Source organism: Acidovorax sp. KPB24-03 (assembly GCF_057546605.1).
In genome coordinates, this window is sequence record NZ_BAAJYR010000001.1 from 48,433 (window position 1) to 68,660 (window position 20,228).

The following is a 20,228-nucleotide window of genomic DNA, read 5'->3' on the forward strand; positions in this document are numbered from 1 at the left end:
CGTGGGCGGAGTTCATTTGTCGCGGGAGCGGTGCTCGGCCATTGCTTCCAACGCTGCCAGTTCCATCACCCGGACGTCTTCGTCCAGCTGGTCACGGTCAGCGGGGTCAAGCGCCATGCGGTCAAGGCGCGCCAACAGGACGTTGTGATCCAGTCCGGTAGGCCCTCCCATGCCCACCCGCCACTGGGTGGCGAGGACCTGAAACAGGTGGAAGGCGTCCCAGTTCTCCGGCCAGATTTCAACGACCTCATGGTCGTAGTCCGCGGGCGTCATACCCCAGGCCGCCAGCTCCTTGGCATCGGGCGGAGGCTTGTACAGGGCCTCCGCGGCGGCCCTCAGTTTCCCAGGCGGCCTTCGGTGATCGCAGCGCGGTAGGTCTCCACGATGGCTGCGGTAGCGCCGGGCAGCTCGTCGGAGAGTTGCTCGAGCGACTCGCGCGAGAGCTCGACATCCAGGTTCCAACCCTCCAGGATTTCGAGGATGTACTGGGCGTTCGCACCCACCATCTTTTCCAGGTGGTCCTTCAGGGAGAAAGGCTGCGGCTCGGCGTCCCCCGTCTGCTCAGCAGATGCATCGGCTTCCTTGCCCTGGGCGCGCGCCGCTTCGGTGAGTCCGTCCACGAACTCTCCGAACTCCTTGCGCGTGCGGTACTTGAACACGCACTCGATGGTGCCCGAGGTGCCGTCGAGCATCGGGACGGAAATGGTCTTCTTGAAGTTCTTCGGACGGCTGCCCAGCTTGATCTTTGCCATGGTTTTTTGCTTTCAGAGGGAGAGAAAAAGACCCGCGCCGCTTACGTTCGGCGGGGCATGAAGAATGGCCCCGAAGGGCCCGTGGCGAAATCGATCAGGCGGCCTGATAGCGGACGGGACGGCCCTGCAGCGAGATGGTGGCGCGCACCTGCATCACTTGGCCCTTGGTCAGCGTGGGCGTTTCGTTGAACGACACGTAGCCGTTGTAGAGGATCACCGAGCCGTTGGGCAGCGTGATCTTGATCGCGCGGATGGCGCGGGCTTCGCCGGCTGCCTTGAGCGCTTGGTAGCCCGGCAGCGTGGGGTCGTCACCGATGCCGATCTGGATGGACTGGGCGCTCGTCACGGTGGGCAGTTGGCGTTCGTAGTCCTCTTCCAGGAAGGAGAAGTTCGCGAACTGCTGGTCGCCGCCGTTGGTCGTGAACTCCAGAATCTGCGGGATCTGCGTCCAGGCCATGATCTCGCGCAGGGAGCCCGCCGAAGAACCCACCGGGAAGCGATTAGCGTCCGTGGTGTTGATGCCAGACACGTCCAGCACGTTGGCTGCCACGTTGGCGGCCTTGAAGATCCGCTCGCTGATCTTTTGCCAGCCGGTCTTCAGTTCGTAGAACGCGCCGTTCAGGAGTCCGTGGGCCGGCGAGGTGATGACGCCAGGGTCCGCGTTGCTGATGGCGGAGACCGCCTTCACGGCGCCGTAGGCCGTTGCGATTGCGACGGTTGCGCCGTCGGGGAGAGATACAGCCATGTTGGGCCTTTCGCGATGAAAAAAGCCCCTTGCGGGGCCGATTTCTGCGAGGCGTGATGGCTGCGAGTCCCGGGGGAGTGGCAGACCTGCGAGGCAGGGTGAGAGATGGGGGAATCAGGCCTGCTTTTGCAGCCAGGCTTCCCACGCTGTGATGGCGCCCTTGGCGAGGCGTATCAGCGCTTCGTGCAGGGTCTTGGTGTGTGGAGTCATCGGTTTCCCCATATGGAAAAGCTCTGCAGCGCGCCCTTCAGCGTGTCGCCGTCGTCATAGGCTCCGACCGGCTCGCCCTGGGGCGAAGCGGTCAGCGTGGTCGCCGCGCACAGGTCGTCCTCGATCTGGCGCAGCAGATCCAGCGCCGCCTTCGGCGTGGCCGCCCAGGCATTAAGCTGGATGAAGGCATTGCGAGTGCTGGGCGCGGTGTTGTCCAGGAAGCGAAGCGAATCACCTCCGATGTGCTGCCAGGTCAGGTAAGGCGTCGGCGTGTCGTAGGGTGCAGTTCCGAGATGCACCCGCGGGCAGCGCGCCTGCAGGATGGCGATGAAGTCGGTTTCAAGGCTCATGCAGCCCCGGCTTTCTCCGCCAGGCGGCGGGCCAGTTCTTCTTCTGCTGCCTGATAGGCCCGATCAAACGCGCTCTGCGCGCGCCGCACGAACGCTTTCGCTGACACCTGCTTCGGAGTCGGCAGCGTGACGTAGTACGCGTCCTTCTCGGCCTGCGACGCCCGGCGGCTGGGCTTCTTTCGGCCATCCATGCCCGGCCGGACCATTGGGCCCATTCCGTCCGGCCGGTAGCGGTAGCGCTGCAGATAGCCGTACTCCACCAGATGGCCGTGCGGCGCCTTCTTGTGGTTCCAGCTGATGTTGTAGACCGCCTTGCCGTCCACAGACTTCTCCGGGCTGAATTTCTGGTAGATCGATGCATCCAGATTGCCGGTCTTTCGGCCAAGGCCGGCGACGTTGCGCTTTACCTCGTCGTACAGCACCTGGGAGCCTGCCTGGGCCGAGGGGCGCACCGCATCGTCTGCCACTTCACCCAGCTGATCGAGCAAGGAATCGAGGCCTGCGGTATCCACCGCGGCACTGAACGTCTTCGCGCCGGTGAGCGTCATTTCTTCGCCTCGCAAACCAGATCGACATGCTCGCGCCGAACCTCGTCGGGCAGCACCGCCTTGATGTCGTACACCGTGGAGCCGTGCAGCGCCCGCATGCCGGCGGTGATGTCGGTGCGGTAGCGGATGCGGATGGACGTCTTCACGACCGAGGCCTGCGCGTCGGCCTTGATGGCTCCCAGGCCGCTCAGGTTCTTGATGCTGGCCCAGGGTTTGGCCACCTCGACCCAGTTCTCGGAGCCCGGGATTGTGGAGCCCCACTCGTCGTGCAGTTGGCCCGGCTTCTGGATGGTGATCCGTCGATTGAGTGATCCTGCATCGAGCGTCATGCGAGAACCCTTCTGCGCAGCGGTGCGAGCAACGCGGTGATAGGCGCCGGCAGCCGGCCGTCATCGAACGCCTTCTTCTCGTCGCCGCTCGGGTAGCGGTAGAGGTAGCCGACCAGCAGCAGTACCGCGGCCCGCACGATGGGTCGCACCTGGGCGGTCGTGCCCTCCACCACCGGCAGGAACGGAGACACACCGTTGAGGTGGAGCGCGATTCGCTCGGATGCCGCCTCCAGCTTGAGCGTCAGGTCGCCGTCGGCGTCCGATCCGTCGATGCGCAGATGCTGCTTCACCTCGTCCAGTGTGGCGAATGGAGTCATACCGAAATCCCCTTTGTCCCATCGCGGCCGCGCTTCACCGCCAAGCGCCAGCCATCGCAGCCGGGCTCGCCCGGGTGGCCGCGCGGCGCATCCTTCTGGGCGATGAAGAACGAGCCGCCCCATGTCACCCCGTCGCCGGCCTCGTACTCCGTCCCCGCTTTGAACACGCCCCGGTCCACCAGCGCAGCCACCTTGACGCTCTTGCGCACCTCGTCGCCGCTGGATGTCTTGGCCACGAGCGTGAATTCGCGGCCATCCTGCTCGATCTGCAGATGCGAGATGCCGTCTACCACGCACTCCCAACCGTGCAGCCCCTTCGTGGCCTCGAATGCTCGCCACAGGCCACCGGCGTGCCGCGCGTATGTGCCGCGGGGGTAGGTCTTCTCCAAGTCGATGGCGGGCTGCAGTTCCAGCTGCAGGGCATCGCGGCCCGGCTCGCCGTCCTTCGGCGCGACCACCGCGCTCAGCGCTTTGGTCACAGCCTCATCCACCATGCGCTGCACCTCGTCGGCGGGCACAGATTCGCCGTCCTTGGGACGCGGCAACTCAGCCACCGCCTTGGCGACCTCTGCCGCCACCAGCGGTGCCACATCGTCAGCAGTGATGCTGCGGCCATCTTGTGGCCGAGGAATCGCAGCCACAGCCTTGGCGACAAGTGCGGCGACCTCTTTGGGGTCGGCGTCTTTTCCGTCCTTCGGAGCAGGAATCTCAGCCACCGCCTTGATCACCAGCTCGGTCAACATCGGTGCCACATCATCAAGCGTGATGCTCGCGCCGTCCTTCGGCGCTGGAATCTCCTGGATCGCCTTTGCAACCTGCTGCGCGACCTGCTCAGCGACCATGGGCGCCAGGTCTTCAGCGGTCACGCTTGCACCGGGCTCGCCATCCTTGGGATGCGGCAGCTCAGCCACGGCGGCCTGGACCCGCTCATCCAGCTCCTTCGTCACCAAGCCGGGCAGTGCCTTGATCGCGGTTTCCATTTCGTCCAGGCGTTTGGCCAGCGGTGCCAGCTTGGTGCGCACGATTTGGATTACGGCATCGGCCAGTGCTTTCAGGTCAGTTCGCATTCCAGTCCCTTTTCGATGTATTCGGTCAGGGCCTTCACATCGTCTTCGCTGATCTCGTCAGGCTCTGGCTGCGGCGCAGGCGCGGGAGGTGGCGCCGGCGGATCAACCAAAGCGACCCGGTTGAGACGCACTTGGTCAAGTGGCATGTCTTGCTGTTGCATGTACACGGTGTCCCCACCCAGCAATGGGGCGAGATTCAATTCGCGGCGGCCTTCGTTCGGCGTCTTCACACCCCCGCCAACGAGTTTCACGATCACCTCGGCGTTAGTGGCAGGGTCCATGCGCAGCAGGTTTTCCAACTCCAGCTCCGTGCGGTAGCCAGCAGGCAGTGAAAGCCCGTCGTCAAAGCACAACTCCATCTCCTCGATGAGGGAGTGCAGTGCGTCGTTGAAATAGATCTGGTTCAGATCGCCGACCTTCTGGCCGGCGGGGATCGGACCGCCGACTTTGAACGCCGGCACATGGAACACCTGCGCCACCATCTCGGAGGTGAGCGTGATCTGCTCTTTCGTCTGGGCGTCCGACGCCGTCATGCGGATGGGCTCGTACTTGAGCCCGTCACCCACCACCGCCACCTTTCCCGAGTTGGGCCCGGTGAAGTTGTCGTTCCAGTAGGCCTGCAGTCGCTTGGCATCGGCATCATCGATCTCACCGGGAGCAACCAGGAGGCCGCTGGGCTTGGCGCCCTGGTTGAAGAAGCGCCGCGAGTCCCGCAACATTTCCAATCCGCCGGAGGCCGGCAGGCTGGCCGCAAACAGCGGCGAAACGCCAACCAGCGGGTGGAACATGCAATTCATCCGGTCGTGGATGATCTCGGAGGCCGGCACGTACACCGTGGACTCCTGAAGGCCAGACAGATTGTCCTGGCCCAGTTGATAGAAGATCGACCCATCAGGCGAGATCAGCGGCTGCACCAGACCCGGGTCGAGGATGTAAAGGGCTGTCACCACACCGCGGCCATCTCGAACCTTGAGCGCGTAGGTATTACCCCAAGTCAACTTCGAGCAGATCCACCATTGCTTGAACTGGATCTGGTTCTGGTAATGGTTGGGCCGGCGCAGCACCGGCGAATAGGCCGGATTGGCGGACTCCTTCCAGATGCCGCTCGGCTGCAACTCCATCAGGCGCGTGCGCAACTTGCCGATGTCGTTGTAGATCAAGGAGCAGCACGAGAACACGGCCGGGTACGACAGCACGGTCTCCGGGCGGACGTTGATGTCCATCTGGAAGTAGCCAGGCGGTTGGGCTGGCGTGATGTCGTGCCACACACCATCGGCATGCGGCGACACCAAACCCCGCGGCTTGGCCGTCACGATGCCCTTCTGCACCTCGCCGTCACTGGCGGGCGTCGCCCCGCGGCCGACGAGATTTCGAAGAAAGCGAATCATTGGTGGTCAGCCTTTTCAAACGCGGCGTCCAGCAGTTCGGCCAGATCGGCCTTGAGCGTCACACCTTCAGGGATCTCGACCGCCTTGGCGGCGAGCGCCGCCTTTAGGTCGGCCACTTTCAGGCCATCGGAAGGCTTGGGGCCACCGTTCGCGGCTTGGGCCGGGGCGGATTGACTGACCGTCTTCGTCACCTCGGGCGTCGCGACCGCAGTCTGGTATGTCTCAGCAGGAACAGCCCGGCCGATCGCCTGCAGCACGCGCGCATCACCGCGAGAAGCGGGAAAGCCGTCTCCTGCTTTCAGCGCTCGGCCGGCGTAGGTGAACGACTTGGTAGCTTTCAGGTTTTCTCGCATGGCTGCTCCTTGGATTCGGGTAGTGCCGGGCCCGAAGGCCCGGCACTGGGTCAGCTGTTTAGCCTGCGTCCACCGCGCCGTAGTCGGCCCCGGTGATAACCGCCACTGCCGATGCGCGGCGCTTGGCGAAGTTGATGGAGCGCACCACCTTGATGGCGGTGGATTCGCTCTGGAACATCGACGTGAAGTTCGCAGACGCGCCAGTGGGTGTGTCGGTTGCGCCCGTTGGGACGTTGTCCTGCTCGATCATTGCCTCGCGAGAGATCGAGACCTGCACGCCGGAATCGCCGATGCGGTAGATGTCCGAGGGCTTCAGCATCATCAGCAGACCTGCGCCGACGTTGTCACCCGTGGTCACGGTGTCACCCAACAGCGTGCCGCCGGATGCATTGATCCCAGGGAACTCCACCAGGCCGAGAGCGTTGGTCATCAGCTGGACAGACTTCGCCAGCGACGGCGTGGTCACCAGGTGCAGGCCGTTCACGTTCTTCGCGGCGATGAACTGCGCGTACAGGGCCTTGATGTCGGCCCGCAGGCCCGCGCCATCGGTGCCGGCGGATGGGATGCCGGTCACGCCGTTCAGAATGCCGGCCGGCGACACGCCAGCGACACCAGCGGCTGCGCTCAGGAACGTGGTGTCCACGCGCTGCGAGCTGGCTTCCACCAGGGCATCGCGCACCAGTTGCTCGGCCGATGTGCTGGAATCGCGCAGCAGCTCGTTGGAGACCACAGCCAGCGCGGCCACCTTCAGAGGTGTCAGCGTCACGTTCATGAAGTCAGCAGTGGTCGCAGGGATAGCCTTGGACTGCCCCACCCAGTAGGCGGTCGCCGCGCCGTCCTGGCCTTTGATCTGCACGTTCGCAGGGATCTGGCGCAGCGGCAGCTTGTCGTACACGGTCTGCGAGTACAGGAAGTCGATGAAGTCGCCGGTGTAGCGCTGATCGATGGCAGCCAGCTCGGCGCCCCACTCGCCCGTGCCGGTTCCGCCGCCTGGCACCGCGGCCTTCATGACGTTGATCAGCGTGGGATTGGTCTTGCCCCAGCGAGCTTCCGCGATGGCGAGCGCCGACACGTCGCCGTCGCTCAGGCGGGACAAAGCCTTGGCGATGACGATGCGGGTGTAGTTCTGCCCCTTGAACTTCTCGTCCGCATCCTTGTTGACGTGGATGGCTGGGCCGGCGCCGGTGGCGATGGCGCCGCGGGCAACAGAACCAGGTGCCGCGCCAGCGCCGCCAGCAGCGGGCACAGCCTTGGTCAACTGCAGGGCCTCCAGGGCGCGAAGGTCTTCCAGTTCGGCGTCGATCTGCGAGATGTCGGCAGTCAAACCCTTGAACGCCTCGCGCTCGCTCTCGTCCTTGGTACGACCCTCATCGAGGGCTTTCTTTTGCACGCCTTCCAGCTCCAGGGCCTTGGCGGTGCGCGTCTCCATGAGGCGTTTGATTTGTTCTTGCAGGTTCATTGGGTGTCCTTTCGGGATTACTTGAGAAAAACGACGCCCTTGCGGGCTTCTAGGTGTCCCGAGACGCCGGGGGGCAGCAAGCGCACGACACGGTCCTGCTTGCGGCCTGTCGCGGCCAGCAGCGCGTTGTCGAGAGACTTGATGGTGGTGATCGATGCGTCGGCGTTGGCCGGCACCGTGACTGCAGACAGCTCGAACCACAGCCATTTCGTGTAGCGCATGCCGTAGGTGCCCTCGATGCGGGCTGCCTCCAGCGGCTTGAGGCCGACCGAAAGGCCGCGCACCAGCTTGGCCTTCAGCATCTGCCATGCGGTGGCGAGGCGCTCCTTCAGCGGGCCTTTTTCCTCCACGTCGGCCACCTCGCCTTCGACCTCGATCCCCTTCTCGGTCACGCGCGCCGCGGTGATCCAGCCGATGGGATCGTTGCTGTCGTGCTGCCATAAAAACGGAATGGGCAACTTGAACTGGGCCCCCTTCGGCTCCACGATGTCGCCGGTTCGATCGGTGGTCGGCGTTGAAGCAACACCCTTGAAGGTGCGCTTGCCTCCCTCGTCGCTGAGGGCTTTGATAACAAGGGTCGAGTACGCACGTTCCATGCGGAGCTCCAGAAAGAGAAAAGCCCGCTCATGGCGGGCCGGAATGAAAAAAGGCCCGCGCAGTGCGGGCTCATGGACTTGGGAGCGGGGCGCGCGAGATCTTCAGCCGCGTCCGCTTCGATCTCCGACCGGATCGTCCAGCTCATCAGCAACTGGATCGAAGGGCGCGGGATGGGGCGGGAAGTGCACCTCCGCGTGTGGTGATTGCTGGACCAGGGGCGGGCGTTTTCCTTCCTCGGACGATTCCGGGACTTGTTGGTGGTCCACCTGCTCTTGGTGCATCGGCTGAATGTTGGTCATGTGTCGCTCCGTTGAATCGGGCGGTGTGCCCTTGCGCATATTTCGCGCCAGACGCCCAACGCGACTGGTGGGGCATGTCCGACGGGGAAGGTAGGACAGAGGCCGGGAAGCGTTTCCCTCATGAGGAGCGTCGAAAAATACGATCACGCTCTACAGGACAGCACCGATGGGTGACTTAAACCAACCAGCCTCCGCGGAAGCTGGGGCGGCTCATGGTGCTCGGCCAGCCAAACGAATGAAGCGGACCGCACATGGCGGGCCTGTTTAGATGATGATCAGCTGGTGCTTTTTTTCGCGGCTTGTCCACGATTGCGTTTGCCGCTCCGAATGCCATGCACAGCGCCACCGCAGCGTCGATCTTGTTGATGGACCGCGTTTTCGCGAGCCAGCGGTTACCCCATTTGTCCTCTTCCGTGACAGCTGACATCATTGCGGAGATGAGCACGGGATTGCGCCTCAGCCTGATCCGGCCCTCCAGCAGCGCGTCTTCCAGGAGCCTGAGCGAGCCAGGCATCCACAGGCCTTCAGGCTTTTCCTTTTTGGCCTCTGCCGCCTTCTTCATCGCCTCGCTGGGTTGGCCTTTCTTGGTCCCGCCCTGTGGGTGCTCGAGAAACTCCAGGGCGAGCCCAATCTCTGCGACGGCCTCCTCAAACCGTTTGAATGCATAGCGGTCGTATGCGATCAACTGCAGGCTGAACTTCTCGGCGTCCTCGGCCAACGTCTGAGCGACGTGCCGGTAATTGATATTTTCGCCCTGGGGCGCGTGTATGAATCCTTGGTCGCGCCAGACGGTGTACGGGATCTTGTCTCTCAGTTCGCGCGCCATGATCGTGTCGCCCGGCGTCCACGCCTCGATCCACGCATCGAACGTCGGCTTGTTGTCTTTGGTATGCCCCGTCTGGACAACAGAGGCTTTCGCCGTGATGTCTCTGTTTTGGGACAGATCCAAGCCAGTGAACACCTTCTTACCCGCGTGATCCACCTCCGGATTGAAGTCGGCGAGCGCGGGCTCCAGAGTTGCCCGGGTCATCCACGCCGTATCGGCATCTGTCCACACACAGAAGTGCAGCCGGAGAATGCCATTCAGCTGCCCAGGAATGGCCTTCGCCTGCGCAACCACATCCCTCAGGTACTGCTCGGTGATCGTCACTCCAAGCAGCGGATTGGCCTTTGCCCAGCAGGACGGATCACGCAGGGGGTCGTCCCCCTGGTCGAGCGAGCACACGAAGCTGAATGTCGTGTCGTCAATCACCTCGCCTACATAGGCGGGGTCGTTCACGGCCTCCGTATGCCCCGCCGCCACCTTCACGGCGTGTTCGTGCTCTTCCCAGCACACCGAGTTGCGATCGCTGCCGCTGTTGGTGATCATGAATAGCAGCGGCTGGCGGCGGAACTTGAAGCCCCGCTCCAGCATTTCGATGCTTTTGCGATCCGGCAGTTCGTGCACCTCATCGGCCAGCACGAAATGGGGCCGGGGCCCCGATCCAGTCTTGCCGGTGTCGCGGGAGACTGGGCGAAAGAAGCTGCCGTTCGGATGGAACGCGATGTTGTACTCGCGCCCTTCGCCGCCGGAGAACTCCAGGCGTTGTTTCAGCTTCGCCGAGGCCTTCACCATCTTCACTGCGTCGGCAAACAGAATGCCCGCCTGCTCCTTCTTCGCCGCCGCCGCATAAACCTGTGCCCCGGCCTCATGGTCTGCGGTCAAACCGTACAGCCCAATGCCGCCGGCCATCGGGCTCTTGCCGTTGCCCTTGCCCTGCTCGATAAATGCTCGCCGAAACCGGCGCGTCCCATCGGCTCGCTTCCATCCGAACAGCGAGCCGATGATGAATGCCTGACTGGGGTGGAGGCGAAAAGGCGTTCCCTCGAACTGCCCTTCCGAGAGCATCAGCATGCCCTCGAAGAACCGGAACGCATAGTTCGCGGCCTCAAGGTCAAATCGCAGGCCGCGCTTACTACCCTCTTTCAAGTCCTGCAGGTGACGCCGACATGCGTTGCGTACATGTGGTCCCGCCACGATCTCACCAGCCACGACGGCCGAGGCATAGGCTTTAGTGCGGTCTCCCGAAGAATTCGTCAGAGGGGTCTTCTTCTTCGCTGCCGCCATGGTTGACCTTACTGACATCAACGGGCGTCGCACCCAGTTTGGACAGGATGCTGGCTAGTGCACTGGAGGCTGCCACACCCAGATCGTCCTCTTCCATTCGGGCGATCCATGAGCATGCGAGCCGGACCATGATCCGGTCCGAGCTAGTTAACCAGGGCATCTCATGCTGGATCTCCGCCCATGCGGCCTTCTGCTCGGCCGTCATGGTGACGTAGGGTTCACCCAACGGGCGCGCAACTTTCGGCCCTTTTCGATCCTTGAAACGACCGGCGTTCTTGGCCATCGCCCCGGACACTTCGGCCTTGGCTTTCGGTGTTCTTTGTCGTGGCATTGCCCTGTATCCTGAATTGTGGATGCGCGAAGAAGGGGAACAGGTCGGTTTCCCAGGGAATCAGGTTTTCTCGGGGTATCACCCCCCCTGCCCTTGACCGGCTCGTCCCCGTCACACCCGCCCACGTTGCCCGCTGGGACGCGTCAGGCGGGCCCTGGAGCGGTGATCGAAGGAGGGCCGCGCCTGAGTCATCTGCACGGATCGCGGTTGCATGCGTATCAGCCTCGCATCGGATGCTTCGGACGGATGCCGTGGTCATTTCTCTTCGATCCCGGGAAACTGCAAAGGCTCGTCGCCCGGCTGTAGCGGCCAGACCTCCAGGCTGTCATATGCCGACGGCGCCAGAGCGAAGCCGTGGCGACGGCACACCTGCTCGACCTCAGCCAGGAACGCAGTCACCGTCTGGCTCAAGTTTTCGTGCACGGTCAATCTCCGTTCAGCGCAGTCCTGTCCTTCAAACGCTGTAGTTCATCCGCCGTCTTGGGCGGATCGAAGAGACCGCCCGTTGAGCGCTTGACCATGCTCTGCAGGGGGTACTTGGCGCACAGATGATCGAGTAGCGCCTCCTCAACCGCCTCTGGCATCTCGCACCCTGAGATGCGAAAGACTGCCCCCTCAATAGCAATGTCAGCTTCCCGAAGGAACATCGTTGCTTGGACCTCTGCGACATGGCCCGCTCTCATACCTACAGAGATGGAGGTCAGGCAGGTCAGGCTTACACCGTCCACGAGCACGACTGCCGAGGACCCACGGCCTTCGATCTTGATGTTGCTCATGGTCAATCCTTGGTGCATTAGGTTTCAAGGGGCCAGCCATCCACACCAATGGCCTGGCGCAACTGGTAGCCCATGTCTTTCGCTGTCTTCTTGGCGTGGCAGCCATCGGGGCCGCAGCACAGCACTTGGGTATTGGACTCAATGTCCTCGCCGGTTCCGCCGTCAGCCTTCAAAGCCTTGATGTGGTCGAGCTCGAAGCCGCGGCCGGGGATGTTGTTGAACTCCACCAGCTTTCCGCACATCGCGCAGTGGGGGTCCTTGCTCCAGACCTTGAGGCGTCGTGCCTGAAGTCGGCGGCCACTGATGCGATCTGTCATCGCGGCCCTACAAATGAAAAGCCACCCGAAGGTGGCCCTGTAAAGAACCTCGGCCTACTTTTTCAGCAAAAGTACTGCAGCCGTGAATTGCTCCTCAATAAGCTTGTCGCCGCTAAAAAAACTGACAGCCGATGTATCCGCCCTTGCCGTAAGCATCTTTAGCATCGATGGTCTTCACGGTCATATAAGGCCCGCCACTTTTTAGCTGCACCACGTCGCCCACTTGTATACCTGACATATACCCTCCCATACGCCAACATCGGCAGTCGTCATCTAAGGGCTGAAGGCTAAATGTAAACCCCGGTAGATACCCTGATTTTTCAATTGATGTCAATCACTCTATAGAAGAGTAATCTGAATTACGAGGTGCCGCACCTGTTTCGATCGTCGCCTCCAGGCATGCCCCATAGACCCACCACCTATGGACAGCTAGGATTCATGACACCTACAACAGAGGGGGAAATCATGCAAAAGATCCTGGTGCGAATCATCCTATTGGGGCTCTCAGCCCTGCTATTCGGATGCGGAATCCTTCCATCCAACTGGGGAAAGCTAGAGGGGCGCGCGTGGTGCGACGTGCGCTACCTCGATACCAATAAATACTATCAAAATCCAGAGAAGTCCGGCCCCGAATTCCGCAAGCGCTTAAAGCTGTCCGAAGAGGGCTACATCTTCGCTTTGGCGGCCGTCATGCCGCTTCAGCAAGACAATGATGAGACGGACTTTCACTTCACCAAGCCAGTCCGCCTGAAGGAAATTGTCGAGTTACGACGGAATCTCCGAAATGGGTTTGATGCCATGACATTCATCTTGCACGACAAGGATGGCACGCCCTTACAAACCATCATTTCATTCGGTGGCTCTAACCAGAAAAGGGACTACTTTCTCCACAACCTCTGGGTGTTCCCAGTCCAGTTTGACGACGCTCGGCAGTACGTCATAGATGTTGCGGCAAACGACAAGACCAAAAACCTTCCCTTCGTTGCTGTCGGAGTCTCCCTTGGCGGAGGATTGGCGGTGCACGTGAGAAAGCAGGAATCCACAAGGAAGTACATCACTCAGGCCTGGGCGTTTAACCCTAGTCCAAGAATTGATGCAAACCATCTTCGCGACGAGAACGTCTACTTGCTTGCAAACAAGTATGAGATCCTTAATAAGATTGGCCGGGAGCACCTTGGCGCGACGCCCGAGCACACTGACATCGAATTTGATTACATCGAATCAAGCTCAATTTACGCCCATTATCGCTGGGTTTTGACCCGACAGATCCTTCACTCCGCAGATCTGTCGATTTACTTCAAAAACAATAGATCCCCTGTGCTTACCGAGCCAATGGAGATTCTTCAGACCCAGAAAGTTTCTGAGCGCGTGTGCACTTCTGAACTTAAGAGCGCCATCGAAGCTGACCGGCGTATAAGAGAAGCTGAAAGGCTGGGAACACCAAATTTGCCGTCCACTCCCCAAGATCTATAGCCCAGGAACACACTCTGCTAACTCTGTCGCAGCCTGCTGCACCCGTGTGGCCTGGGCCATGGTAATGCGGGTGGCAACGGCGGGGCTGCGGGACTTGTTCACGGTTTGATGCGCGCTCCAGATTCAGTTTCGCGCCAGCCTAATAGCGAGGATGCACGCTTGTTCACAGCCATTACGGAGATAAGAAAAATGAAACTTGATCGGATACTACAGCGCGAGGTGTTAGCGAAGCTTTGCGATACATATCCCGATGACTTTGATGGTCCCGAGCTATTCAGGGCTTTTACCCATATCGAACCAGGCACCTTTTATGCCAACCTTATCTATCTCAATCAGCACGGTCTAATCGATCTGTCGGCAGGTCAGTACTACGACGGAGAGCGCTACGTAATCAGTGCTAGTGCAACCAATCAAGGCATGGACTTCATGGCAGACGATGGTGGACTCTCCGCAATCCTCGGCGTCGTAACGATCAAGCTGCACGACGACACGATCAAGCTACTCATCGAATCGAAGATTCTTCAGTCCAACCTTCCTGAGCCAGATAAGAAGCGATTCCTCGATCAGCTTCGAGAGCTACCCGCCGAGACCACAAAACACCTCGTATTGAAACTTGTGGACCTCGGCCTTGAGAAAGGTCCTGAAGCCATCGCGACGATCGGAAGACTTCTTTCTCGCGTGCCGGGACTCGGATGAACTCCAGTACCCCGGCACCAATCGACACACAAAAAGCCGCCAGCTTAACAGGCTTTGTAAATTCTAAGACGAGGCCGTTGCGCTGATGGAAGGCCAGGGAGTTGGGACGGAGTTCAAGCATCTCGCTCTCCAAATAGGTTGCCACCGCCTGGAGCATGGAATCCCCGGCGGCGGTGAACGATTTCCTGCTGTCATACTGGCCGCTAAACAACAGGAGAGGGAAATGTCCGAGAACCAGGAAGAAGACAAGCTGTCAGACGACGAATTCGTTTCGGTAATGGCTAAAGCCTTCATGGCTGTCGCGCTGTTCGCACTAGTAGTGGTGGCCGTATACATCCTTAGATTCGCTGGCAGTGGTCTATCCAATGATCCGGGCCAGTGGGGGCAGTTCGGGGACTACTTGGGCGGGGTCATAAATCCAGCGGTGGGAGTTGTAACCGTCTTTTTGATCGTTGCCTCCGTAACTATCCAACGGCGAGAACTTCGCGCGTCCCTGAAAGAGATGCAGCACGCGAACGAGTCGGCGACGAAGATGAGCTTCGAACAGTCACTCTTCGCCTGGCTCGAAAATTACCATTCCCAAATCAGAGAAATAGAGGAAGGAAAGTACAAAGGCCGCAAGGTTCTGCTTCATCTGTACAACCAATGCCTCTCGCCAAAAATTACGGCCGGTTTTGCGACGGGCGCACAAGCTGAAAATGAATCCCAGGGAAACCAGATTTTGATACGACTCAATGTGCCGGGAGTTGAAGGCATTGAACAACTTGGCCAGCTCGTTTTTCGGGCATCAATCGCTTATCAAAGGTTGTATCTCACCCATAAGTCGGATCTAGATGCGCCGTTCAGAACGCTTTACCGTTTGATTCGCTGGATAGATCGAAGCGAGTTGACCAATGAGCAAAAGTGGCACTACGCAACGCTAGTGCGATCACAACTTTCTTGGCCAGAGCTGGTTTTTCTTTACTACAACGGTCTCATCCGAGAGGGCGAGAAGATGTCCAGCTACGCCAATAAGTACGCCCTATATGACAACTTCGTTGCCTCCGACGAACTCATACGATTCGGAACCTACGAACTGACTGAGTGCGATTCCCAAAAAAGACCAAGAACTCGCGATGGCGATGCACCTTGGCCTTACAAGCCCAGCGCATTTAACTCAGGTCTAGCAAAAAAAGCTCTAGAAGTAGACCTAGACGCATGAACAAAAGCCCCGGCGCATCACTGCATCGGGGCTTTCTCAATTCTGGGCGCGACTTTCCAACAACTTGGGACCTGACCAGACTCACCGCCTGGGGGCCAATTACGGCATGTTGGCAAAGCGGTTTCAATGCGCCTGCGCTCTAGGGCCGCAGTATACATGAATCAGGGGGCCGTTCGGCATCCATCGCGTGCTGCCGCATAAGCCTTGATCCGGTTAAGACCAGACAGGCCGCTACGGACGCCCTGCCGTGCGCGATCAACATGCATCGCGATGTGTTCGGAGATGGCCTGCCCTTCCCTGCCGTGCGGGATGTCGCGCTCGCCCACCCCGCGGCAGGCCTTGCACCCCCTTCCATCGCGCACTTTCGTCCCACTGCAGACCGGGCAGCGGCGATCAGCCCACCAGCCCAGCACATCCAGCAGTTTCACGTCAGGGGATGTGTAGCCCTGTGCCGCCACCCACGGCAGCAATCCTGAATTCCGATCCATCAGTTTCGGCAGGCTACGCAACCTTCCCAGCACCCGGCGCCGCTCTGCAATCAGCCAGGCATCCGCCTCTCCCATAGCTCCTTGAAGGTCCAGCGCCTCCACTTGGCGCACACCGCGCTTATTGCGCTTTTCCACCTTGATGCGGGGAAGGTGCTCGGCCAGCCGCTCGATATCCGCGGCGGTCGGAACACGGGGCTTGGCGCAGGCATCCCATTCCGTCATCAGCTGGTACACGTAGCGGCCCAGGCTGGCCGTAGTGCTGCCCGCTGCAATCAGGAGGTCAACGTCCCCTCGGGCGTCGCAGCTCACCGTCAGGTCGCTGCTGTTGCCTGCACTGGTCAAGCGCTCGGCAATGGTGGGGCGGTCAAGGGCAATGGTCATTCGCGGGCTCCTGTTGATTTCGTTCCGTTGTGATTTGCGCTCGTTCTGCAGCGCGCCTTTTCATTTCTGCTGCGAGCAAGTCGGGAAGGTCATCCAGCGCGCCTGCCGACTCCCTGGCGTAGTGGTTGGCCGCCCACCAGGCGTAGTGCTTGTCCACTTCGGCCATCCGGATGCAGTGGTCCAGCATCAGCCTTTTGTGTTTGTCGTAATCCATTCATCCCTTACTCCTATGTCTACCTATTCCCTACTGAGGCAAGGCTGAAGACCCGGTGGACTGCGCATACCACCCCTTACCCAGGGGAGGCCCTGGGTTCGTGGATATGCGCAAGAGGCAGTGGCAGTTAGCCCAGCGTTCAGCGCCCCGCGGTGGCCGATGCGCCCCACGAGTAACCCAGACTTACAGCCCCCACATCGGGACCCTGCGCACGCTCTAGGTACTCCACCCACGTTTCGGCTCTGCACACTCCGGGTAGCCGTTGCTTGGCCCCTGCCCCCGCGTATCGAACCGCTGGCAGAGGTTGCATGGGGTGGGCTACATGGCTACCTCCTGGGATTGGTGCGTGCGGATGCCGCTGAGCCACCTCCGCAGCGCCTGAGAGGTGCGAAACACGCCCTGCGCCTTGTGCATGTCGTTCAAATCGCCAGGGGGCGGCAGGAAGTACGGGAGCCCGGTGGCCTGGGCAGCCGTCTCACCGGTCTTCGTTGCGTCGTTGTCAGCCACCACCACGCCTGCGGTGGCCATGCGCTTGAGGTTGCCTGCGCTGAAGCAGATGTGGATTCGGTAGCGCATGCGCAGCGCGTGCAGGCAGTCGCGCAGACTGAGCCCCGTCGCATAGCCCTCGACCCACCAGTCCAGAGCCCCATGACCGGGATTGCTGATGCAGTATTCGGCGCCGCTCGTGCGCTGGCCCTTCAGGTACTTCTTTTCCCCGCAGCGATCGATCATTTGCACGCCCACAAGGCTGCGGCCCACACGCATCGGGATGCAAAGAAGGTTCTGCTCCTTGGACGGCCACCACACGGTGCCCGTGGCCTCGGGCCAGCCCTTGGAATGCAGGTAAGCGTGCTGCTCGTGCTTGCACTGATGCAAGATCCATCCGGCCTTGCGTGCTGCCTGCTCCTGCTCCTGGTCTCGCTGCTGATGCTCCGCGGCCACGCGAGCGTCCCGGGCCTGCCTCTGGGCCTGTAACTGCGCCTCGGTGGGCACTGTGCAGGTGCCGTCATCGGCTGGCTTCCAGCCTCCCGCCTGGGCTTCATGGAATAGGGAGCCAATGGTTACCCCTGAGCCGCGAAAGCTTCGCCAGGACGCGCGGGCAGCGTTGACCTTATAGGACCCAGAACGCTGGCTCCAGCTGTCCCACAGATCAAAGCCATGTTCGCCAAGCTCATGCTTGATGGCCATTCCCGCCATGATCCAAACCTCGCGGTCGTCGTGGTTCAGGTACTGCAATGCGTCGCGGATACGGTCGGTCATGCTGCGACAGCCCTCCGCTTCGAATTGCGGATATTGCGGCTCACCAGCCACTTGCGTACCTCCTCACCCATGGGCTCGAGCTCGGGCTTTGGACCAGACGGGCCCACACCGAATTTCTCTATGTATCGGTGGTACGCGCTGCCGGGGTTGTGCCCCTTGTCCAGGGCATTCCACAGCAACTGTGCATAGAACGTGCGCTTGTAGTCGGCGCTGTACTTCTCGGCTTTGGCAGGCTTTGTGCCCCCCACTTCGATCAACTCCCCCGCGACGGCCTGCACATCGTTACCGCGCACGCGGACGTGCCCGCAATGGGTGCATGTATCGGTCTTGGGCGGCCACAGTGCCGAGCATTTCGGGCACTTCGCGGCCTCCTTCTGCGCGTCGCTGGGCTCCTTCTTCGGCTTCGTGTCCGTGCCCGGGCCCAGAGCCTCGACGCCGTGGTGGTAGAGCTTGTCCCAGTCGTCTTGGAACCGCAGCCAATTGCCGCTGTTGTCCTGAATCACACAGAGCGCCTTGCCGTCATGCACGCGCGCGCCGCGGCCCACCATCTGCACATGCTCACTGAAGGACTTCTTCAACGGTCGGGCCAGGATGACGTGATCAATGTCCGACTGGTCGAAGCCCCGGCTCAGGATGGCGACGCTGATCACGACCTTGATGTCGGTGTCAGGGCGCGCGAACTCCTCCAGGACCTGATCCCGGTAGTCGTCCTCATCGTCCGAGCTGATCTGCACGGCGTTAATGCCCGCATCGTTGAAGCGCTGGGCCAGCTCGGCCCCGTGCTGCACTCCGCAGCTGAAGCAAATGGTTTTTCGGTATTCGCCGAAGACCTCGTGCGAGATCCGCACATAGTCCGCCACCACGTCGCCGACGATGCGCCGGCCACGTTCTTCCAACTCGTCTTTCTTCCACTCTCCGGCCACCGTTGGCAAGCCGCTGGTATCCACTGCCCTGGCGACAAAAAACGCGGAATGGAACAAGGTGGCCGTCTCGCACGAGGGCAGCCATCGTGGTGACGCTAACCACGTTCGTGAAATGCGTGCCGATGGCCGGATGGAATGGCGTCGCAGTTGCTCCCACGATACGCAGGTTCGGCTGGTTCACCATCATGTTGATGATGCTTTTGCGCAGGCAGGCGTGCAGCTCATCGATGAACACCAGGTCCACTTGCGGCAGCGTCTCCATGCGCTCCAGCGTCTGTGCGCTCGCGATCTGCACCGGAAGGTGCGGGCGGAAGCGCCAGTGCTTTGCCATCAGCACGCCATGGTCGATACCGGCGCGGTCCAGGTGCCTGGAGAACTGCTCCACCAAGACGCGGCGCTCGCAAATGAACATGATGCGCGTGCGCTTCTCCTGCACGCACTTGATCATGTGCTCCATGATCCGGCTCTTTCCGGAACCGGTGGGCGCGGCCAGCACCTGGCGCACATGCTTCGCTCGAAAGCCGTCGCGCAGACGTTCCACGCTATCAGACTGGTAGGGACGCAACTGCAAAGCTTGCATAGGGGACTCCTGACGGTCACCATCAAGGGCCGGTGACGTGGCCTGATCCATCACGCTGCAACCGCCTTCATGCGGTCGATTTCGCGGCGCTGGGAGGCCAACTGCTGCTTCAAATGCGTGTTCTCCTGCATGAGGAAATCCCGGCTGCTGGTGACAGTGCGCAGCTGGGCGGTCAGTCCCTTGACCTCGCCTTGCAGGTGCTCGATCAACTCAGCTGCCTGATTGCGGTCCTCATCAAGGACGTCGCCCAGATTGGCCAGCGACAGTGCCGCTTGCAGGTCGGCGATCTGATCGCGCGCAGCATCGAGTTCGGTGTACTCGGGTGCAGTGGCCTCCGGTTGTGCCGAGGACTCGCTGACTGGAGCTGGAGCTGGAGCTGGGCGAGGCCTGGGAGCCGGTTGACTGATTGCTGCGACTTGCTCGTCCTTAGGTAACTTGGCAATGGCGGAGGCCTTGACCAGACCGATCTCGCCGCCAACAACGGCTTCAACCACCGCAGGAACCGCATCCTTCATCACCGTGTTGGCCTGCCTCAGCGAACGCACGCTGACGCCCGCCTGCTCCGCAACTGCGCTTTGCTTTAATTCGGCACTCAGTGCCGAATTTCCTGAGGGCCGCCCGACAGCCTTCCACTCATAGACCGAGGCGGCTGCCATGGCCATCTGAGCGACAGTGACATGCCGGCGCGCCTTGTTCTGCGCTAGGACGAACGAGCGCGGGTCTATCCAGGGCTCCAACTCACGCGTTGGGCAATCCATATCCAGTTCGATCGCAGCGCGGTATCGGTTCCAACCGTCCAGCACTTGACCTTGGTAGATCGTGATGGCGTTCTGCACGCCCAGGTCGGTGATGCTGTCCACGAGGGTCTGGTACTCGTCGGCCGTCAGTGGAGGAAAGGCGGCCGAAAGGGGGTGCTGCTGCAGGGAGGAATCAATCACGGGCAATCTCCGCTTCTTCGTATTCGCGCACCCACAGCGCCATGGACAGGGATCGGAAATGAATGGCAAGCACTGCCAGCGTCCAGGCGCGTGACAGCGAACGGGTGAAGGTGGTCAGGATCTGCATGG

General features: G+C 61.1%; 28 protein-coding genes and 1 pseudogene. 3 read left to right on the forward strand and 26 right to left on the reverse strand.

Translation table 11 applies throughout. From position 1 onward, the window contains the following. Positions 1 to 12: 12 nt before the first annotated feature. The 19 genes from AC27KI_RS00200 to AC27KI_RS00290 all read right to left on the reverse strand — a co-directional run bounded on the left by AC27KI_RS00200 (position 13) and on the right by AC27KI_RS00290 (position 12,195). Positions 13 to 273, reverse strand: a complete 261-nt coding sequence (locus tag AC27KI_RS00200; protein WP_487112024.1) for a DUF1799 domain-containing protein — start codon at positions 271 to 273, stop codon at positions 13 to 15. Positions 274 to 335: 62 nt separating this feature from the next. After that, on the reverse strand, positions 336 to 752 hold the full coding sequence (locus AC27KI_RS00205) for a phage tail assembly chaperone (RefSeq protein ID WP_487112026.1): 417 nt from the start codon (positions 750 to 752) through the stop codon (positions 336 to 338). A 94-nt stretch (positions 753 to 846) separates the two neighbouring features. After that, positions 847 to 1,497: a phage tail protein gene (locus tag AC27KI_RS00210; protein ID WP_487112028.1), complete on the reverse strand. Its 651-nt coding sequence runs from the start codon at positions 1,495 to 1,497 to the stop codon at positions 847 to 849. Positions 1,498 to 1,703: 206 nt separating this feature from the next. Further along, the gene (gene gp17, locus AC27KI_RS00215; RefSeq protein WP_487112030.1) at positions 1,704 to 2,057 is read right to left on the reverse strand and encodes a tail completion protein gp17; all 354 of its coding nucleotides are present in this window, start codon (positions 2,055 to 2,057) and stop codon (positions 1,704 to 1,706) included. Then, positions 2,054 to 2,605, reverse strand: a complete 552-nt coding sequence (locus AC27KI_RS00220) for an HK97 gp10 family phage protein (RefSeq protein ID WP_487112032.1) — start codon at positions 2,603 to 2,605, stop codon at positions 2,054 to 2,056. Before AC27KI_RS00220 ends, gp17 begins: the two co-directional genes overlap by 4 nt. After that, entirely contained in the window at positions 2,602 to 2,934 is a 333-nt protein-coding gene (locus AC27KI_RS00225) for a phage head closure protein (protein ID WP_487112034.1), read from the reverse strand. The genes AC27KI_RS00220 and AC27KI_RS00225 overlap by 4 nt, the downstream gene beginning before the upstream one ends. Beyond that, positions 2,931 to 3,251 carry a head-tail connector protein gene (locus AC27KI_RS00230; RefSeq protein ID WP_487112036.1) on the reverse strand — a complete coding sequence of 107 codons (321 nt, stop codon included), beginning with the start codon at positions 3,249 to 3,251 and terminating at the stop codon, positions 2,931 to 2,933. Before AC27KI_RS00230 ends, AC27KI_RS00225 begins: the two co-directional genes overlap by 4 nt. Then, positions 3,248 to 4,318 carry a phage portal protein gene (locus AC27KI_RS00235; RefSeq protein ID WP_487112038.1) on the reverse strand — a complete coding sequence of 357 codons (1,071 nt, stop codon included), beginning with the start codon at positions 4,316 to 4,318 and terminating at the stop codon, positions 3,248 to 3,250. Before AC27KI_RS00235 ends, AC27KI_RS00230 begins: the two co-directional genes overlap by 4 nt. Further along, a complete protein-coding gene (locus AC27KI_RS00240) occupies positions 4,303 to 5,706 on the reverse strand; it encodes a phage portal protein (RefSeq protein ID WP_487112040.1) in 1,404 nt (467 codons plus the stop codon). Before AC27KI_RS00240 ends, AC27KI_RS00235 begins: the two co-directional genes overlap by 16 nt. Next, complete coding sequence (locus tag AC27KI_RS00245) at positions 5,703 to 6,059, reverse strand: hypothetical protein (protein ID WP_487112042.1); 357 nt, start codon at positions 6,057 to 6,059, stop codon at positions 5,703 to 5,705. The genes AC27KI_RS00240 and AC27KI_RS00245 overlap by 4 nt, the downstream gene beginning before the upstream one ends. Positions 6,060 to 6,117: 58 nt before the next feature. After that, positions 6,118 to 7,518, reverse strand: coding sequence for a phage major capsid protein (locus AC27KI_RS00250; protein WP_487112044.1), 1,401 nt, complete (start codon positions 7,516 to 7,518; stop codon positions 6,118 to 6,120). Positions 7,519 to 7,535: 17 nt separating this feature from the next. Then, on the reverse strand, positions 7,536 to 8,114 hold the full coding sequence (locus AC27KI_RS00255; protein ID WP_487112046.1) for an HK97 family phage prohead protease: 579 nt from the start codon (positions 8,112 to 8,114) through the stop codon (positions 7,536 to 7,538). Between the two features lie 102 nt (positions 8,115 to 8,216). Further along, entirely contained in the window at positions 8,217 to 8,414 is a 198-nt protein-coding gene (locus AC27KI_RS00260; RefSeq protein ID WP_487112048.1) for a hypothetical protein, read from the reverse strand. A gap of 175 nt (positions 8,415 to 8,589) precedes the next feature. Beyond that, positions 8,590 to 10,521 carry a terminase large subunit gene (locus AC27KI_RS00265; RefSeq protein WP_487112050.1) on the reverse strand — a complete coding sequence of 644 codons (1,932 nt, stop codon included), beginning with the start codon at positions 10,519 to 10,521 and terminating at the stop codon, positions 8,590 to 8,592. After that, the gene (locus AC27KI_RS00270; RefSeq protein WP_487112052.1) at positions 10,466 to 10,852 is read right to left on the reverse strand and encodes a hypothetical protein; all 387 of its coding nucleotides are present in this window, start codon (positions 10,850 to 10,852) and stop codon (positions 10,466 to 10,468) included. Before AC27KI_RS00270 ends, AC27KI_RS00265 begins: the two co-directional genes overlap by 56 nt. A 255-nt stretch (positions 10,853 to 11,107) precedes the next feature. Beyond that, positions 11,108 to 11,275: a hypothetical protein gene (locus AC27KI_RS00275; RefSeq protein WP_487112054.1), complete on the reverse strand. Its 168-nt coding sequence runs from the start codon at positions 11,273 to 11,275 to the stop codon at positions 11,108 to 11,110. Between the two features lie 2 nt (positions 11,276 to 11,277). Continuing rightward, on the reverse strand, positions 11,278 to 11,628 hold the full coding sequence (locus AC27KI_RS00280; RefSeq protein ID WP_487112056.1) for a hypothetical protein: 351 nt from the start codon (positions 11,626 to 11,628) through the stop codon (positions 11,278 to 11,280). 17 nt (positions 11,629 to 11,645) lie between these two features. Then, complete coding sequence (locus tag AC27KI_RS00285) at positions 11,646 to 11,945, reverse strand: HNH endonuclease signature motif containing protein (RefSeq protein WP_487112058.1); 300 nt, start codon at positions 11,943 to 11,945, stop codon at positions 11,646 to 11,648. Positions 11,946 to 12,057: 112 nt separating this feature from the next. Then, positions 12,058 to 12,195: a DUF2158 domain-containing protein gene (locus tag AC27KI_RS00290; RefSeq protein ID WP_487112155.1), complete on the reverse strand. Its 138-nt coding sequence runs from the start codon at positions 12,193 to 12,195 to the stop codon at positions 12,058 to 12,060. Between the two features lie 215 nt (positions 12,196 to 12,410). Here AC27KI_RS00290 and AC27KI_RS00295 point away from each other — a divergent pair, with 215 nt between their 5' ends. From AC27KI_RS00295 to AC27KI_RS00305, 3 genes are all read left to right on the forward strand, one after another. Next, complete coding sequence (locus tag AC27KI_RS00295) at positions 12,411 to 13,418, forward strand: hypothetical protein (protein ID WP_487112060.1); 1,008 nt, start codon at positions 12,411 to 12,413, stop codon at positions 13,416 to 13,418. A gap of 159 nt (positions 13,419 to 13,577) precedes the next feature. Beyond that, positions 13,578 to 14,114: a hypothetical protein gene (locus AC27KI_RS00300; RefSeq protein ID WP_487112062.1), complete on the forward strand. Its 537-nt coding sequence runs from the start codon at positions 13,578 to 13,580 to the stop codon at positions 14,112 to 14,114. Positions 14,115 to 14,337: 223 nt separating this feature from the next. Beyond that, positions 14,338 to 15,315, forward strand: coding sequence for a putative phage abortive infection protein (locus tag AC27KI_RS00305; protein WP_487112064.1), 978 nt, complete (start codon positions 14,338 to 14,340; stop codon positions 15,313 to 15,315). Positions 15,316 to 15,476: 161 nt separating this feature from the next. On the opposite strand, the gene AC27KI_RS00310 is transcribed toward AC27KI_RS00305, so the two are convergent. The 7 genes and pseudogenes from AC27KI_RS00310 to AC27KI_RS00340 all read right to left on the reverse strand — a co-directional run bounded on the left by AC27KI_RS00310 (position 15,477) and on the right by AC27KI_RS00340 (position 20,226). Beyond that, a complete protein-coding gene (locus AC27KI_RS00310) occupies positions 15,477 to 16,184 on the reverse strand; it encodes a hypothetical protein (RefSeq protein ID WP_487112066.1) in 708 nt (235 codons plus the stop codon). Further along, on the reverse strand, positions 16,168 to 16,398 hold the full coding sequence (locus tag AC27KI_RS00315; protein ID WP_487112068.1) for a hypothetical protein: 231 nt from the start codon (positions 16,396 to 16,398) through the stop codon (positions 16,168 to 16,170). The genes AC27KI_RS00310 and AC27KI_RS00315 overlap by 17 nt, the downstream gene beginning before the upstream one ends. 318 nt (positions 16,399 to 16,716) lie before the next feature. Then, positions 16,717 to 17,658, reverse strand: a complete 942-nt coding sequence (locus AC27KI_RS00320) for a PriCT-2 domain-containing protein (RefSeq protein WP_487112070.1) — start codon at positions 17,656 to 17,658, stop codon at positions 16,717 to 16,719. After that, complete coding sequence (locus AC27KI_RS00325) at positions 17,655 to 18,638, reverse strand: DEAD/DEAH box helicase (protein ID WP_487112072.1); 984 nt, start codon at positions 18,636 to 18,638, stop codon at positions 17,655 to 17,657. Before AC27KI_RS00325 ends, AC27KI_RS00320 begins: the two co-directional genes overlap by 4 nt. A 136-nt stretch (positions 18,639 to 18,774) precedes the next feature. Then, a pseudogene (locus AC27KI_RS00330) lies at positions 18,775 to 19,212 on the reverse strand (DEAD/DEAH box helicase); the annotation flags it as partial. Beyond that, entirely contained in the window at positions 19,212 to 20,099 is an 888-nt protein-coding gene (locus AC27KI_RS00335; protein WP_487112074.1) for a hypothetical protein, read from the reverse strand. The pseudogene AC27KI_RS00330 and the gene AC27KI_RS00335, both read right to left, overlap by 1 nt. Beyond that, positions 20,092 to 20,226, reverse strand: coding sequence for a hypothetical protein (locus AC27KI_RS00340; RefSeq protein ID WP_487112076.1), 135 nt, complete (start codon positions 20,224 to 20,226; stop codon positions 20,092 to 20,094). Before AC27KI_RS00340 ends, AC27KI_RS00335 begins: the two co-directional genes overlap by 8 nt. Between the last annotated feature and the right edge of the window lie 2 nt (positions 20,227 to 20,228).

Bases quoted from the DNA above. Each gene is read 5' to 3' on its own strand.
- AC27KI_RS00200 (WP_487112024.1), bottom strand. From the start codon at position 273: ATGACGCCCGCGGACTACGACCATGAGGTCGTTGAAATCTGGCCGGAG.
- AC27KI_RS00205 (WP_487112026.1), bottom strand. From the start codon at position 752: ATGGCAAAGATCAAGCTGGGCAGCCGTCCGAAGAACTTCAAGAAGACC.
- AC27KI_RS00210 (WP_487112028.1), bottom strand. From the start codon at position 1,497: ATGGCTGTATCTCTCCCCGACGGCGCAACCGTCGCAATCGCAACGGCC.
- gp17 (WP_487112030.1), bottom strand. From the start codon at position 2,057: ATGAGCCTTGAAACCGACTTCATCGCCATCCTGCAGGCGCGCTGCCCG.
- AC27KI_RS00220 (WP_487112032.1), bottom strand. From the start codon at position 2,605: ATGACGCTCACCGGCGCGAAGACGTTCAGTGCCGCGGTGGATACCGCA.
- AC27KI_RS00225 (WP_487112034.1), bottom strand. From the start codon at position 2,934: ATGACGCTCGATGCAGGATCACTCAATCGACGGATCACCATCCAGAAG.
- AC27KI_RS00230 (WP_487112036.1), bottom strand. From the start codon at position 3,251: ATGACTCCATTCGCCACACTGGACGAGGTGAAGCAGCATCTGCGCATC.
- AC27KI_RS00235 (WP_487112038.1), bottom strand. From the start codon at position 4,318: ATGCGAACTGACCTGAAAGCACTGGCCGATGCCGTAATCCAAATCGTG.
- AC27KI_RS00240 (WP_487112040.1), bottom strand. From the start codon at position 5,706: ATGATTCGCTTTCTTCGAAATCTCGTCGGCCGCGGGGCGACGCCCGCC.
- AC27KI_RS00245 (WP_487112042.1), bottom strand. From the start codon at position 6,059: ATGCGAGAAAACCTGAAAGCTACCAAGTCGTTCACCTACGCCGGCCGA.
- AC27KI_RS00250 (WP_487112044.1), bottom strand. From the start codon at position 7,518: ATGAACCTGCAAGAACAAATCAAACGCCTCATGGAGACGCGCACCGCC.
- AC27KI_RS00255 (WP_487112046.1), bottom strand. From the start codon at position 8,114: ATGGAACGTGCGTACTCGACCCTTGTTATCAAAGCCCTCAGCGACGAG.
- AC27KI_RS00260 (WP_487112048.1), bottom strand. From the start codon at position 8,414: ATGACCAACATTCAGCCGATGCACCAAGAGCAGGTGGACCACCAACAA.
- AC27KI_RS00265 (WP_487112050.1), bottom strand. From the start codon at position 10,521: ATGGCGGCAGCGAAGAAGAAGACCCCTCTGACGAATTCTTCGGGAGAC.
- AC27KI_RS00270 (WP_487112052.1), bottom strand. From the start codon at position 10,852: ATGCCACGACAAAGAACACCGAAAGCCAAGGCCGAAGTGTCCGGGGCG.
- AC27KI_RS00280 (WP_487112056.1), bottom strand. From the start codon at position 11,628: ATGAGCAACATCAAGATCGAAGGCCGTGGGTCCTCGGCAGTCGTGCTC.
- AC27KI_RS00285 (WP_487112058.1), bottom strand. From the start codon at position 11,945: ATGACAGATCGCATCAGTGGCCGCCGACTTCAGGCACGACGCCTCAAG.
- AC27KI_RS00290 (WP_487112155.1), bottom strand. From the start codon at position 12,195: ATGGGAGGGTATATGTCAGGTATACAAGTGGGCGACGTGGTGCAGCTA.
- AC27KI_RS00295 (WP_487112060.1), top strand. From the start codon at position 12,411: ATGCAAAAGATCCTGGTGCGAATCATCCTATTGGGGCTCTCAGCCCTG.
- AC27KI_RS00305 (WP_487112064.1), top strand. From the start codon at position 14,338: ATGTCCGAGAACCAGGAAGAAGACAAGCTGTCAGACGACGAATTCGTT.
- AC27KI_RS00310 (WP_487112066.1), bottom strand. From the start codon at position 16,184: ATGACCATTGCCCTTGACCGCCCCACCATTGCCGAGCGCTTGACCAGT.
- AC27KI_RS00315 (WP_487112068.1), bottom strand. From the start codon at position 16,398: ATGGATTACGACAAACACAAAAGGCTGATGCTGGACCACTGCATCCGG.
- AC27KI_RS00320 (WP_487112070.1), bottom strand. From the start codon at position 17,658: ATGACCGACCGTATCCGCGACGCATTGCAGTACCTGAACCACGACGAC.
- AC27KI_RS00340 (WP_487112076.1), bottom strand. From the start codon at position 20,226: ATGCAGATCCTGACCACCTTCACCCGTTCGCTGTCACGCGCCTGGACG.